Below are 14,457 nucleotides of genomic sequence, written 5' to 3'. Positions count from 1 at the left end.
CAGCCTCATGTGGTCGTCCTCATGTGATCAGCGTACGGAGGCCGGCTGACGGTCCGTCCGCCCGGGGTGGACGGCGGGGAGCGCTCCTCGGGCCGGCCACCAGTTGGCCTCCCCGAGCAGCAGCATCAGGGAGGGCAGGACCAGGACGCGGATGACGAAGGCGTCCAGCAGCACCGCGGCGGCGAGGCTGAAGCCGATCTGCTTCATCTCGATCAGGTGCAGGGCGGCGAAGCTGGCGAAGACCGTCACCATGACCACGGCCGCGCTGGTGACCACGCCGGCCGAGGACGAGAGCCCGTCGAGGACCGCCTGCCGGGTGGGCGTGCCGTTCAGCCGGGCCTCCCGGATCCGGCTGATCACGAACACCTGGTAGTCCATCGACAGCCCGAAGAGGATGACGAAGAGGAACAGCGGCACGCGGGCGCCGATGGAGCCGGTGGAGGTGAAGTCGAGGATCCCCTCGGCCCATTCGTTCTGGAAGACCAGGACGAGCAGGCCCAGCGAGGCGAAGGCCGAGAGCAGGTTGAGCAGTACGCCGATCAGGCCGAGGACCACGGACCGGAAGGCCCGCACGGTCATGGCGAAGGTGACCAGCAGCAGCGCCCCGACGATCAGCGGAAGCTTCCGCTTCTGGTGGGCGGGGTAGTCGGCGTACCGGGCGACCTCACCGGTGACGGCGACCTCCGTCCCCGCGAGGGCCCCGACGGTGGCGGGCACCAGCTCGGTGCGCAGGAGCTCCAGGGAGGCCCCGGCCTCGGGGCTGCTGACGGAGTGCGGCACGGCCATCTCCAGCAGGGCGACGCGCCGGTCGTCGGAGACGCGCAGGACGGGGCGGCCGCCGATCGCCGGGTCCTGCGCGGCGGCCCGGTCGCCGAGTTCGCGCAGTGCCGCGGCGACGGCGTCGGCGCGGCCGGCGTCGGCGCGTACGACGACCTGGTGCATGGCCTTCAGGTCGGGGTAGGCCGCCATGAGCCGGTCGTAGGTCTTCATGGCGGGGATGGCGCGGGAGTGCGTCTCACGGCTCATCTCCGTGATGTTGATGTTCAGGACGGGCAGGGCGAGGGCGAGGAGGGCGAGGCCGGAGACGGCGAGGGTGGCGGCGGGGTGCCTGGCGACCGTGCGGAGGACGGCGGCGGTGATGCGCCCGCCACCGGTGTGCCTGCCCGTCCGCGGGCCGCGCCGGGTCCGCGCGGCGGACGGGGAACGGCGTACGGGCAGGCCGGCGGCCGCGCGGGCCGTGGCGGGCCGTTCCGCGCGCGCCCTGCGGCGTTCGGCGCGGTCGCCGAGCTTGGCGAGGACGGCGGGCAGGACGGTCAGCGAGCTGAGGACGGCGACGAGGGTGACGACGACGGCGCCGGTGGCGATGGAGGAGAAGATGACGTCGTCCGCGAGGTAGAGGGTGGCGCTGGACACGGCCACCGCGAGTCCGGAGACGACCACGGCCCGGCCCGAGGTGGCCGCCGCGATCTCCACGACCGCGCCGGTGGTCAGGCGCCCGCCGGCCCGGGCCCGTTCCTCGCGTTCCCGCTTGAGGTAGAAGAGGGTGTAGTCGACGCCGACGGCCAGTCCGATCAGCAGGATGACGTTGGTGCCCACCCCGGCGTCGGGGAAGACGTGCGAGGCGAGCGTCGACAGGCCGATCGCGGCGACGATCGAGGAGATCGCCAGCAGCAGCGGTACCACGGCCATCACCAGGGAGCCGAACACCAGCAGCAGGGTGACGAGGGTGACGGGCAGGGCGATGACCTCGGTGCGGGAGAGGTCGTCCCCGCGGAGCTCGTCGACACCCTTGCCGATGGACGGGCTGCCGACCTGCTCGACGGTCAGCCGCGGGTGGGCGGCCCGGACCTCGGCGGTCTGCGCGAGCAGGGCGTCGACGTGCTTCTTGCCGTCGAACTCGGCGCCCCTCATGGTGACGTCGACGCGCAGGGCGGTGCCGTCCGCGGCGGCGACCGGATCGGCGACCGACAGGACCTCCGGCAGCCGGCGCATCCGCACGCCCACGTCCCGTGCGGCGGCCTCGGCATCGGCCCGGTCGAGCCGGCCGAGGCCGGGCGCGGCCTGGATGAGCACGCGCTCGAGGGGCTTCTGCTGGAGCCCGCCGTCGGCTGCGAGGGCCTCGGCCCGGCCGGCCTCGCCGATCCGGAAGTCCTCCGAGGTGGCGGGGCGGGAGCCGAGGGCGACGCCGGCACCCAGGCAGAGGACGACGAAGAGGAGCCATCCGGTGATGGCCCGCCAGGGGTGCCGGGCGCTGTACCCGGCCATGCGTACGGTGAGGTTCTTCATGCCGCTCAGCCTCGCCGTCGGGGGCGCCGCGCCGACAGGACCGGCCGGTTGGACCCGTTGTCCACCGACCGGTGGACAACGCGGCGGGCCGGGCGCGGCCCCGCGCCGGAAGGCCGGGACGGCCCGGCCGCCGTATCGTCGGGGCGTCAGAGGAGTGCACGAGGCCGACGAAGTGAGGCGGATGCCATGGGCGTGCTCCAGATCGCACTGCAGGAGGGCTTCGGGGGCGAACACGTCGTCGTCGCCGTCGACGCGACCGTCGTCCTCGACGAACCCTCGGTGCACACCAGAACGCAGGTCGGCCTGGCCCGCTCCATCGAGGTCCCGGTACGCGACGGCGCCGTCACGGTCGAGGTCTCGGTCCAGGGAGGGCCGCGGGAGAGCCTGGAGATCGACACCACCGTCACCAAGGCGGTCCTGGTGGACCTCGACGCCGACGGCCGCCTCACCGTCCGCGCGAGCGCGGACCTCCCCCGGTTCATGTGACCTGCGGGTCCCCGGCCGGGCGCTCCGCGAACGGGCCCGATCGGACGCGGCCGGATTGCGCCCCGAGGTGGTGACACTTCCACTTGAAGGGTCAGGCCTTCCCGTGGCAGGGGTGTGAGCCCGGCGGCACGACCCGGACGGAGCACCCCTCCGCCGCCGGTCCGCCGGCCGACCCCGTCTCAACCAGGCATCCCGCCCGTCGCAGCGCCCCGCGCTGATGTGGCCAGGACCTGACGACGGCACAGGCCGTACGTCCGCAGACCGCGCGCCACGCGGCCCCGAAGCGGCCGGACACCCACCCCTTCCGCTGCACCACCACGCCCGGGCGACGGAGCCCCGGCTGAGGAGAGGCCGGCATGACCACGCAGAAGCACCACCCGCAGAGCGGGCTCGACGAGCTCGTCCGAGCCGTCGTCGAGGAGATCTCCCGCCTCACCCATGACGGCCGGGCCGGCGCCGGGCAACGCTCGGGCCCGTACGCCGAGCCCGCCCGGGGCAGCTGGGAGGTGGCGTCCGGCGCCCGGCAGGAGGCGGCGGCCGCGGCCCTCCTGGTCCAGCGCAGCGGCGTGTACGTCCGCACCGACCTCCCCGTCCCCACCCCGGACCCGGACGGCACGCAGGGCGTGCACAATGCGCAGACGACGCCGGCGACGCTCATGCCCGACGCGGGGCCGACCGGTACGGCCATGCCCGCGGGCGCCCTTCCCGACGAGACGGCCACCGCGTACCGGCATCCTCAGACGGGGCAGCCCGCGGCCGAGACGTTCGCGCCCGGCGCCGCCCTCGACCTGTTCGAGGAACTCCGCGTCGACGTGGACGGGCCGGCCCCCACGATGACCGTCTCGGGCCGCATCTGGCGGCTCCTCACCGGCGGTCTCACCTGGATCGCCAAGGTGACCAAACAGCCGGACGGCTCGTACGCCGGCCCGATCGGCTACCACGACGGCAACGAATCCCTGCGCCCCGCCACCTCGATCCGCGTACGGCTCACCGGCAACCCGCCGCTTCAGCCGCTCGCGGCCCGGGTGACCTTCAGCCGGCCGGGCGCGGCCGACCTGGTCCTCGGCTACGCCTTCGCCCGGTCCGCGTTCCGCGAGGTCGGGATCGAGTTCGACCGCGTCGAGGGCGCCGAGCAGACGGACGCGTACGCCCTGCACGACCACCCGGTGCGGCCCCCCGGCCTCCCCGACATCACCCTCACCGTGGAGGACGCCTTCACCCGGCAGGGAATCAAGGTCAGCCGCACCCGCGGCAGCAACGTGATCCCGCGGTCGGCCTCCGTCAACGACAAGTGGTCCGACATCGAGATGCACGACGCGATGCAGCAGCACTGGTCCGAGTGGAAGCCCGGACCCGGCGGACAGGGCATCGCCCAGTGGCAGGTGTGGACCCTGTTCGCGGGCGTTCACGACGAGGGACGCAGCCTCGGCGGCATCATGTTCGACAGCATCGGCACCGCCCAGCGGCAGGGCTGCGCGATCTTCTCCGACTCGTTCATCTCCGAGCTGCCGCCGAACGACCCCGCCCCCGACGCGTTCGTCCGCCGGATGCGCTTCTGGACGGCCGTGCACGAGATCGGACACTGCTTCAACCTCGCGCACTCCTGGCAGAAGTCGCTCGGGGTCCCGTGGCTGCCGCTCGTCAACGAGCCCGGCGCCCGGAGCTTCATGAACTACCCGTTCCGGGTGCCCGGCGGGCCCCAGGCCTTCTTCGCCGACTTCCCGTACTTCTTCTCGGAGAACGAGCTGCGCTTCCTGCGGCACGCACCCGAGCGGTTCGTGGAGATGGGCAACATCCCCTGGTTCGACCACCACGCCTTCGAGCAGGCGCGCCACTACTCCGCCCCCGGCGCGCTGACGCTCTCGCTCCGCGTCAGCCGCGACCCCGACCACCAGGGCATGTACCGGTACGGCATGCTCGAACCGGTGATCGGGGAGCTGAAGCTCGCCAACACCTCCTCCGACCCGGTGATGGTCGACCGCAACAAGTTGACGGGCGACGACCTCGGCATCGTCATCCAGCGCGAGGGGGAGACCGAGGCCCGCGTGCACCGCCCCTACGTGAAGTACTGCACGCGCCCCGAACCCGTGGTGCTCCAGCCCGGCGAGGCACTGTACGGGCAGATCGCGCTCAGCTCCGGAATCGGCGGCTGGCAGATCTCCGAACCCGGCGCCTACCGCGTGTACGCCGCTCTGCGCACGGCCGCCGGCGGTGCCCCGGCCGGGCAGGTCATGGCCGAACCGCTCATGCTCCGGGTGGAACGCCCGGCCGACCGTGAGCAGGAGCGGCTGGCGGACGACGTCTTCACGGACTCGGTGGGACGCGTCCTCGCGCTGGGCGGAAGCCGGGTGCTGCACGGAGCCAACGACGTGCTGCGCGAGGTCGCGGACCGGATCCCGGACGCGGCCGTCGCCAAGCACGCCGCGGCGTGCCTGGCGCTGGCGGAGACCGTCCCGGGCAAGATCATGCGCGGCGGTGGTGCCGACGGGGCGGGTCCGCGCCTGGAACTCACGGTGCCCGACACGGAGTCGGGGCGGCAGCGTGCCGAGCAGGCGTACGGAGACCTGGACGCCGCGGCCGAGACCTTCGGCCACATCCGCCTGACCCGCAACGTCGCACACCTCGCCCGCTCGCTCGACCGGCAGGGCGAGGGCGAGCCGGCCACGCGGCTGATGAGCGGACTTGCCCGGACCCTGGAGAACCGCCGGGTCAAGCCGGCCGTGGTGAAGCGGGTCCGCAAGCTGGAACAGCAGCTCGCCGACGGCTGCCAGTAGCGGCGCCCGCACCCGGTACAGCCGCCCCGCCCCCTCCGGACGCTTCCGTGAGGGGACGGGACGGGGCGCGCAACGCCGCGGGGAACTCACGCCTCCTGCGCGGCGGTGCTCGCGGAGTCCAGGAAGGCGGCGATCCGGGACGCGCCGGTGCGCTCCAGCCACGTGCCGAAGTCCATCGCGACGGGGTGGATCTCCCGGGTGGCGTGGAGGTCGGCACGGTAGCCGTGCTCGTTGAGCCACTCGTTGGCGTAGGCGAAGTCCTCGCTCAGGGCCCGGATCGTGTCGATCGGGATCTGGACGTAGGGCAGCGGTATGCCGAGCGCCCGCCCGATGGCCTCGGCGATCCGGGCCGGCGTGAGTTCGTCCCCGGCCAGGGAGACCGCCCGGCCGATCCACTCCGCGGGCTGGGCGAACGCGAGCGCGGCGACGGCGCCGACGTCGTCGACGGCCATGATCTGCTGGGGGACCTCCGGCGCGAGCCCGGTGGACAGGGTCCCGTTCCGCAGCGCGTATCCGCCCGTGAAGTTCTCCATGAAGGACACCGGCCGCAGGATCGTCGCGGGCAGGCCGAGCGCGGCGACGTGCTGCTCGATCCGCCACTTGCTGACCAGGTTCACCGGCAGCTTCTCCTCGGGGTGCCGGTCCGATTCGGCGACCGAGGTGAAGACGAAGTGCCCGATGCCCGCGGCGTGCGCGGCCTCGGCGACGTTCATCCCCCAGCGCACCTCGTCGTCGGCGGTGAAGTCGGGCGCGGTGCCGGGTGAGCCGACGGTGGGCTGAACGCTGAACATGCCCCAGGCGCCCTCGGCCGCGGCGGTCAGGGAGCCGACGTCCTCCATCCGCGCCCGGACCACCTGTGCGCCGGCCCGCGCCAGCGCCGTGGCCCGCGGTCCGTCCGGGTCGCGCGTCAGTGCGCGCACCCGCCAGCCGTCGCGGAGCAGGTGACGTGTCACGGCCCTGCCCTGCTGGCCGGTCGCGCCCGCCACCACGACGGTCTTCGGTGTCAGCTTCACGGTCATCTCCATCACGTCCATGCGGAGGCGGAGCCGCCCCCTAAGTGGGGTGGCCCTCCGTTTCTTGTTCGCTACGATATGGAGTGCCACCCCGTTTATCAAGCCGTCAGGAGTGCCCGTGCCCAAGGACGCCGCAGCCCCGCCCGGTCGGCCGATGCGGGCCGACGCCCGCCGCAACGCCGAGAAGATCGTGGCCGCCGCCGGGGCCCTGATCGCCGAGCACGGCGCCGATGCCTCTCTGGAAGAGGTCGCCCGCCGTGCCGGAGTCGGCTCGGCCACCCTGCACCGCCACTTCCCCTCCCGGCAGGCGCTCCTGGAGGCGGTCTTCAAGGACCGGGTGAAGGCCCTCTGCGCGAAGGCGGACGACCTCCTCGCCGAACCCGACCCGGGCCGGGCGCTCTTCATCTGGCTCCACGCCGTCGGCGCGCACGCCGTGGCCAGCCGGGGCCTGGGGGCTTCCCTGATGCGGGACGGAGACGGAGACCCGGCGCTGGGCGAAACCTGCCACGACCTGGTCACCACCGCCGGTGACGCCCTCCTGGCACGGGCCCGGGCGGCAGACGCCGTGCGCGACGGAATCACCATCACCCAGCTGCTGAAGCTCGTCGGCGCCATCGCGCTGGCCACCGAACGGGAGACCGACGGCCCGGCCGAGGCGGACCGCCTGCTGTCGATCGCCATCGACGGCGTACGCACGCGCTGACCCCGGCCGCGAACGGGCCCGGGGTGCCGCCGGTCAGGAAGGGCGCCGGAGGGAATCGGTGAAGGCCGTGAGCAGGTTCGCGTACGCGTCCGGGTGCGTGACGTGCGGGATGTGCCCGGCCCCGGCGTACGTGTGCGTCTGCGCCCGGGGCAGCGCGCGGGCCAGCCGGGCGGTGATGGCCGCGAACCAGGGCGGGCTGTCGCTCCCCCCGGTCAGCAGCGCCGGCCCGGTGTAGCCGGAGAGCCGGTCGAGGTCGAGGTCGGCCCAGCCGGGGTCGGCCTGCTCGTCCGCGAAGGTGGGGGCGTTGGCCACGAACGTCTCGCGGACCCGGTCCGGCAACTGCTCCCAGGACCCGGGCCCGAGGGCGACCTCGTCCACGAACTGCCGCGCCCCCGCGACGGTCTCGCCCGCCCGCAGACGGCCCAGGACGGATTCGATCCCCTCCGCGGCAGCCGCGAGCAGCGGCCGCTGCTCGGCGTCGTCGGCCACGATGCCCATGAGCGGAGGCTCGTGGGCGATCAGGGCACGGAAGAGCCCGGGACGCCGGGCGGCCAGGCCGAGTGCCGTCGAGGCGCCGAAGGAGTTCCCCGCGACGTACGCCGGCGCGAACCCCAGGGTTTCCATCAGCGCCGCGAGGTCCTCCTCGTCCTCGAACCGGGATCCCGGCCCCGGCGGCCGCCCGCTCCGACTGTGCCCCCGCCGGTCGTAGACGAGGACCCGGTGCCGCAGCGCGAGGGCGTGCAGGACGGGAGCCCAGTTGTCGTGGTCGCCCCAGGAACCGTGCACCAGGACCAGCGGATCACCGTCCCCGCCCACCTCGTAGAACAGCTCGACGCCGTTCACCTCGACCTGGGACATGCTCCTCCTCCGTACCGGCCGGCGATGCCCGTGCCGGAGCTCATCTCGCCCGCCATGGGGATCGCGTAGAAGGCGGACGGCGGGGACAGGCCGAGTTCCCGGAAGTGCGCCGCCCAGTAGTCCGCGATGTTCCCGTAGGAGAAGCTCAGGTATTCGGAGAGCCCCGCGGGGGTGCCGGCGGGGATGTCCTGGGCGGCCTCCGGCCGACCGGTGGGCGTGGGCTGCGGCACCGGTGCCGGTGCCGCAGCGCCGGGTGTGACACCGGTCAGCGCGGCCGGCGCGGAGAGGGCCGCGCACCAGCCGACCGTGCGTTCGCCGTATCGCATGACCATCTCCCGACGATCGCCCCCAAGCTCCACCGTGCGCCCGGTCCGCGCGGGCGGCAACCCGTACGCCCGGTGCCCGCCCTTCCCGGCCAGGGGGCGAGGGCCGGCCTCCGCCGCGTCGTCAGCCGATCTCGATCCGGTCGTAGACCGGGGTGCCGTACTGGTTGAGCGTCACGTTCGAGAGGCGCTTCGAGAAGCCCGCGGTTCCGTCCTGGTACCAGAGCGGGACCACCGGCACCTGCTCGGCGAGGATCTTCTCGGCGTCCAGGAAGAGGCGGGTCGCCTCTTCGACGTCTGCCGCTTCCTGGGCCGCGTCGACGAGACCGTCGAAGCGCGTGTCGCTGAACATGCCGTCGTTGTCGGTGGCTCCTGTGTAGTAGAGGGGCTGGAGGAACTCCTGGATGTACGGGTAGTCGCCCTGCCAGCTCGACCGGAAGGGGCCGGGGACCCTGTGCTCGGTGACCTGGTTGCGGAACTCCACGAAGGTGCCGATCGGGTTGACGGTGCAGACCGGGCCCTCGCCGAGCACGTTGTTGATGCCGTTGCAGACGGCGTCCATCCATTCCCGGTGGGAGCCGGCGTCCACGTTCGAGGTCAGCGTCATCCTGCCGCCGGGCAGCCCGCCGCCCTCTTGAACGAGGCGTTTGGCCTCGGCGGGGTCGTACGTACAGGCCTTGCCGCACGCGTCCTTGGAGAACCCGCCCTTGGTGCCCAGGGCCGGGGAGGTCCAGTCCGTGGCCGGGGTGCGGGTGCCGTGGAAGATCTGCCGGGTGATCTCGTCGCGATCGATGGCCATGGCGATGCCCTTGCGGACCTTCTCCATGCCTTCCTTGTTCCACTGGGGGTCGTACATCGGGAAGACGAGGGTCGCGATGACGAGGGCCGGCCGGGTGATGTACCGGTCGCCCAGGTCCTTGTGCACCTGCTTCAGCTGCTGCGTGGGAATGTCGTCGACGAGGTCGAGGTTCCCCGCGAGCAGGTCCGTGTACGCGGTGTTGGCGTCGTTGTAGACCCTCAGGTCCACGCCGCCGTTCAGAGCCTTGTCCTCGCCGGGGTATCCGCTCCACCTGCGCAGCTTCAGCGCGGTGCCCTTGGCGTACGAGTCCACCGTGTACGGGCCGTTGCCGACGGGCTTGGCCAGCCAGCCGGCGTGATCCGTGAAGAAGGTCCTGGGCAGCGGGTAGAAGGTGTGGTGGCCGAGGGTCTGCGGCCAGGTGGCGTACTTCTTCTTGAGGGCGACCGTGAAGGTCCTGTCGTCCTTGACGACGAGGCCGGACATGCCCGTGGCCCTGGGATCGCCGGTGGCCGGGTGAACATCGTCGTAGCCGACGATGTTCGAGAAGTGGTACCCGTTCTTCTGCTTGTTGCGTACGTCGGCCGCGTAGTTCCAGGCGTCGACGAACGACCGTGACGTCACGGGTTCACCGTTGCTGAACTTCCAGCCGTCCTTGACGGTGACGGTGAAGTGCTGCCTGTCAGCCGTCTCGATCCTCTCGGCCAGCAGGTTCCTGGCCTCGCCGGTCTTCGGGTCGTACCGCCTGAGGCCCCGGAAGACCATGTCCAGGACCTTGCCGCCCTGCGATTCGTTGGTGTTTCCCGGCTCCAGGGGGTTCTGCGCATCACCCCAGGAGGAGCTGACGATGTCGGCGGCACCTCCGTCACCACCTCCGTCACCACCTCCGTCACCACCTCCGCCACCACCCGTCCCACCACCACACGCCGCCGCCGCGAGCGCGACGGCCATCACGCCCGCGGCCCACCTGACCTGGCCGGCTCCACGCATCGAGCACCTCCCGGGCTCCCACGACCCACCCGGGCCCAACTTCACCCCCCGAGGGGTCCGCCGCATCTCGAGTACGGCCGTTCGCGGCCGGGCTCCCGCGCTTTCACCCGCAGGAGCCCACGTCTTCCTCGTACTCAGGCCACACCGGTGGCCCTGAGGTCGGCGATCACCTCGCGGGCCGCCCGCGCGCCCGAGGCGAGGGCTCCCTGCAGCGACCCCGTCGCCCGGTGGTCTCCGCAGACGTAGCGGCCCGGGGCGAAGCGGGTGGTCCGGCTCAAGCGCAAGGGCGGGGGCATTGCGGGCAGGGCGCCGCGGACCGTCACGCGGTGCACCGGCTCCCAGGTGCCGGTGTCCGCGCCGTAGACCTCTGCGAGGGCGCTCAGCACGGCGGCCTCCTCCACCGGCCCGGGCACGCCGAGCACGGAGGTCGACACCAGGGCCCTGCCGTCACCGGAGTATCCGGGCTGGACCTCGGTGAGGACACAGGTGTTCAGGAACCTGCGGCGGGCGTCGACCAGCAGGGTGGGCTCGCGCAGCGGTGAGCGGTCGACGGCGTGGTAGAGCGTCGTGACGGTCCGGCCGGCGGACGGGGCGAGCCCGGGCAGCAGGCGCGCCGCGGCCCCGGCCCCGGTGGCGACGACGACGGCCCGCGCACGCAGCTCCCCCTCGGCGAGGGCCGCTCCCCGCGGTGTCAGCCGTGCGACGGGCGACGAGGTGCGCAGCACCCCGTGGGGCAGTCCGGCGGCGAGCTGCGCCGGTACGGCACCGATGCCGTCGCGCGGCAGGCAGAGGGTGCCGCGCAGCATGCTGCGCCAGACCAGATGGAAGAAGCGGGCCGAGGTTTCCAGGGAGTCCTCCAGGAAGACCCCGGCCAGGAAGGGCCGGAAGAACGTCTCCACGAACTCCTCTGAGAACCCGGCGTCGGCCAGCGCGGTGCGGGTGGTGACGTCAGGCCGGCCCCGGACGCGGGAGGCGGGTTCGAGCGCGGCGCGTGCCGACAGGACACCGAAGGCCAGCAGATCGCGCGGTCTGACGCGACCACCCGTGAGCAGGGCCATGCCGTCGCGCGGGCGCCGTGTCGGATCGGCGAGGCGGAGCCTGCCGCCGTCGGTGTGGACCAGCACACCCGGAGTGAACGGCCGCAGGAACAGGGCGGGCAGTTGGAGGCGGCGCCGCACCTGGGGGTAGGCGGTGTTGAACACCTGGAAGCCCCGGTCGGCGGTGAAGCCCGCGACGCGGTCGGTGCGGACGCGGCCGCCCACGGTCTCCTCCGCCTCCACCAGGCACACCGTCAGGCCGGCTCCGACGAGGTCGGATGCGCACGCCAGGCCGGCGGCTCCGGCGCCGACGACCGCCACGTCGTGCCCGTGGTCCCGCGTTCCGGCCATGAACGCCCTCACATTCCCGGCCCGACGAGGGCCGCTGCGACTGCTGCGGCTCCTGCCAGGCTACGCACGGGCACCTGTGCCGCGGGGCTGGACGCGCCGCGTCCGAGGCCGGCCCGGCGCACCGGCACCTCGGCGGAGGGGTCAGCGGCGTACCTCGACGAGCCGGCGGTTCATCTCGCTCAGGAAGCGCACCACGGTGTGCAGTTCTTCGGCGCTGAAGAGCTGCCGCGTCGCATCGGTGGACCCGGCCAGGGGGCGGAAGTACTCGCGGGCGGCCTCGCGGCCGGCCTGGGCGTAGTGGACGTGGACCACGCGCCGGTCGTCGGCGGCCCTGACCCGGCGGACGTGGCCCGCCTTCTCCAGCCGGTCCAGGCACGCCGTGACCGCGCCGGAGGTCAGGTTCATCCGGGAGCCGAGCCGTCCGGGCGTCATGGGGCCCCCGCCGTCCTCGTCGTGATCGGCGTCCAGGACCGCGATCAGCGCCTGCACGTCAGTGGGGTGCAGACCCTGGGAGTGGGCGAACTCCTGGGCGATCCGGTTGAACTCCGCGTTCATCCTCCTCAGCAGGACCGCGAAGGACTGCAACCCGATCGGGTCGTCGCACGGAAGTACGGGGGGAGGGGTGTCGGCACTGGGCATCTCCCCAGCATAAGATCTCTCGACAATTGAGATACTTCATCATTGAGTAATCGGAATCGGAGGGCCGCATGACACGCACCCCGCCCTGGGCCCGCTGGCTGGTGCCCGTGGTCCTGCTCGTCGTCTGGCTCGGCATCGGCGGGACGCTGGGCCCGTACGCCGGAAAGCTGGGCGAGGTGGCCACCAACGACCAGGCGGCGTTCCTCCCGCGGAGCGCCGAGTCCACCCGCGTGATCGAGGCCCGCAAGGCCTTCGAGAAGTCCGAGTCGATCCCCGCCGTCCTCATCTGGAAGGCCCCCGGAGGCGGTCGGACCGACGAGGCGCAGCAGCACGCGGCCGCGACGGCCGTCGCGGGCCTGGCCGGGCAGCCCGGCATCACCGGCCCGGCCTCGCCCGTACTGCGCTCCGCGGACGGCCGGGCGCTGCAGGCCGTCGTCCTCCTCGCGCCCGACCTCGGCGACGAGCTGCCGGCCGTCCTGGACGAGCTGCGCGCGGCGGCCCGGACGGCGGCGGGACTCACCGTGGAGATCGCCGGGCCGGCCGCCACGCGGGCCGACCTCGCGGACGCCTTCGGAGGGATCGACGGGCTGCTGCTCGGCGTCGCCCTGGGAGCCGTGCTGATCATCCTGCTGCTCGTCTACCGCAGCCTGCTCCTGCCAGTGATGATCATCATCAGTGCGGTGTTCGCCCTCGGTCTGGCCTGCGCGGTCGTCTACGCCCTGGCCGCCCGCGACATCGTGCGCGTCGACGGCCAGGTCCAGGGCATCCTCTCCATCCTGGTCATCGGCGCCGCCACCGACTACGCACTGCTCCTCGCCGCCCGGTTCCGGGAGGAACTCGCCGCCCGCGACGACCGGATGGCCGCGGCGGCGGCCGCCGTACGCCGCTCCGCCGGTGCGATCACCGCCAGCGCCGCGACCGTAGCCCTCGGGCTGCTCGCCCTCCTGGCCAGTGACCTGACCAACAACAGGGCGCTCGGGCCGGTCGGCGCCATCGGCATCGTCTGCGCCGTCCTCGCCGCGCTGACCTTCCTGCCCGCCGTACTCGTCCTGCTGGGCCGCGCCGCCTACTGGCCCGCCACCCCCGGACCGGCCGACGCCACCGCCGACGGGCACCGCGTCTGGCGCCGCATCGCGAGCGCCGTCGACCGCGGCCCGCGCCGCGTCTGGATCTCGACGGCCCTGCTGATGCTGGCCCTCGCCGCGTTCTCCCCGATGCTCTCCTCCAAGGGAGTCCCGCTGGACGAGATCTTCGTCAAGGACGCTCCCTCCGTGGCCGCCCAGCAGACCCTCGGCCGCCACTTCCCCGGCGGCTCCGGCCAGCCCGCCGTGATCATCGCGAACGCCGCCGCCGCACCCGCGGTCCGGGCCGCCGCCCAGCGGACTCCGGGCGTCGCATCGACCCAGCCGGTGACCGCCCCGGGGCGCCCCGGCGGCGGCGAGCCCCTCGTCGTGGAGGGCCGGGTCCGCATCGACGCCACCCTGAAGGCCGCGCCCGACAGCGACGCGGCCAAGTCCGCGGTACGCGAGCTGCGGACCCGGGTGCACGCCGTGGCCGGCGCCGACGCGATCGTCGGCGGCTACACGGCCCAGCAGTACGACACCGAACGGACCGCGGCCCGCGACCGCACCGTCATCGTCCCCGTCGTCCTGGCCGTCATCTGGCTCGTCCTCGTCCTGCTCCTGCGCTCCCTGCTCGTCCCGGTGCTCCTGGTGGCCACCGTCGCCCTGAACTTCCTCGCCACCCTCGGAGTCTGCGCACTCGTCTTCCGGCACCTGTTCGGGTTCAGCGGAACCGACGCGTCCGTCCCCCTGTACGGGTTCGTGTTCCTCGTCGCCCTCGGCGTCGACTACAACATCTTCCTGATGTCCCGGGTCCGGGAGGAGACGCTCACCCATGGAGTGCGCCGGGGAGTCCTGCGCGGCCTGACCACCACCGGCGGGGTGATCACCTCGGCCGGCGTCGTCCTCGCGGCCACGTTCGCCGCCCTCATGGTCATCCCGCTCGCCTTCCTGGTGCAGATCGCCTTCATCGTCGCCTTCGGCGTCCTCCTCGACACCCTCGTCGTCAGGTCGCTGCTGGTGCCCGCGCTGGTGATCGACATCGGCCCCCGCAGCTGGTGGCCCAGCTCCCTCGGACACCGGCCGGGGCCCCGCTGACGCCGGAGCACAGGGCCACCAGGCGGCCGGTGGGCCTGTCAG

At 73.0% G+C, this 14,457-nt stretch carries 11 protein-coding genes; 4 read left to right on the top strand and 7 right to left on the bottom strand.

The annotated features are described in order from the left end of the window. Positions 1–27 precede the first annotated feature (27 nt). Positions 28–2,286, bottom strand: coding sequence for an MMPL family transporter (locus OG553_RS00440; protein ID WP_405976983.1), 2,259 nt, complete (start codon positions 2,284–2,286; stop codon positions 28–30). A 186-nt stretch (positions 2,287–2,472) separates the two neighbouring features. On the opposite strand from OG553_RS00440, the gene OG553_RS00435 reads away from it, so the two are divergent. Next, the gene (locus OG553_RS00435; RefSeq protein ID WP_405976982.1) at positions 2,473–2,772 is read left to right on the top strand and encodes a hypothetical protein; all 300 of its coding nucleotides are present in this window, start codon (positions 2,473–2,475) and stop codon (positions 2,770–2,772) included. Positions 2,773–3,128: 356 nt separating this feature from the next. Further along, entirely contained in the window at positions 3,129–5,546 is a 2,418-nt protein-coding gene (locus tag OG553_RS00430; RefSeq protein ID WP_405976981.1) for a hypothetical protein, read from the top strand. Positions 5,547–5,632: 86 nt separating this feature from the next. Here the strand turns inward: OG553_RS00430 and OG553_RS00425 are convergent, their stop codons facing one another. Then, positions 5,633–6,559: an NmrA/HSCARG family protein gene (locus tag OG553_RS00425; RefSeq protein ID WP_405976980.1), complete on the bottom strand. Its 927-nt coding sequence runs from the start codon at positions 6,557–6,559 to the stop codon at positions 5,633–5,635. A 118-nt stretch (positions 6,560–6,677) separates the two neighbouring features. Between OG553_RS00425 and OG553_RS00420 the strand changes: the two genes are divergently transcribed. After that, positions 6,678–7,262: a TetR/AcrR family transcriptional regulator gene (locus tag OG553_RS00420; protein WP_405976979.1), complete on the top strand. Its 585-nt coding sequence runs from the start codon at positions 6,678–6,680 to the stop codon at positions 7,260–7,262. A 33-nt stretch (positions 7,263–7,295) separates the two neighbouring features. On the opposite strand, the gene OG553_RS00415 is transcribed toward OG553_RS00420, so the two are convergent. From OG553_RS00415 to OG553_RS00395, 5 genes are all read right to left on the bottom strand, one after another. Further along, positions 7,296–8,120: an alpha/beta fold hydrolase gene (locus tag OG553_RS00415; RefSeq protein WP_405976978.1), complete on the bottom strand. Its 825-nt coding sequence runs from the start codon at positions 8,118–8,120 to the stop codon at positions 7,296–7,298. Beyond that, positions 8,102–8,452, bottom strand: a complete 351-nt coding sequence (locus tag OG553_RS00410) for a hypothetical protein (RefSeq protein WP_405976977.1) — start codon at positions 8,450–8,452, stop codon at positions 8,102–8,104. The genes OG553_RS00415 and OG553_RS00410 overlap by 19 nt, the downstream gene beginning before the upstream one ends. 115 nt (positions 8,453–8,567) lie before the next feature. Continuing rightward, entirely contained in the window at positions 8,568–10,229 is a 1,662-nt protein-coding gene (locus OG553_RS00405) for an ABC transporter substrate-binding protein (protein ID WP_405976976.1), read from the bottom strand. A gap of 134 nt (positions 10,230–10,363) precedes the next feature. Then, entirely contained in the window at positions 10,364–11,617 is a 1,254-nt protein-coding gene (locus tag OG553_RS00400) for an FAD-dependent oxidoreductase (protein ID WP_405976975.1), read from the bottom strand. 141 nt (positions 11,618–11,758) lie between these two features. After that, positions 11,759–12,256, bottom strand: coding sequence for a MarR family winged helix-turn-helix transcriptional regulator (locus OG553_RS00395; RefSeq protein ID WP_405976974.1), 498 nt, complete (start codon positions 12,254–12,256; stop codon positions 11,759–11,761). 68 nt (positions 12,257–12,324) lie between these two features. Between OG553_RS00395 and OG553_RS00390 the strand changes: the two genes are divergently transcribed. After that, positions 12,325–14,415 carry an MMPL family transporter gene (locus OG553_RS00390; RefSeq protein ID WP_405976973.1) on the top strand — a complete coding sequence of 697 codons (2,091 nt, stop codon included), beginning with the start codon at positions 12,325–12,327 and terminating at the stop codon, positions 14,413–14,415. Positions 14,416–14,457: the final 42 nt, after the last annotated feature.

Source organism: Streptomyces sp. NBC_00158 (assembly GCF_045160885.1).
Taxonomy (GTDB): Bacteria; Actinomycetota; Actinomycetes; order Streptomycetales; family Streptomycetaceae; genus Streptomyces.
This window is presented reverse-complemented; position numbering and strand designations above follow the sequence as displayed.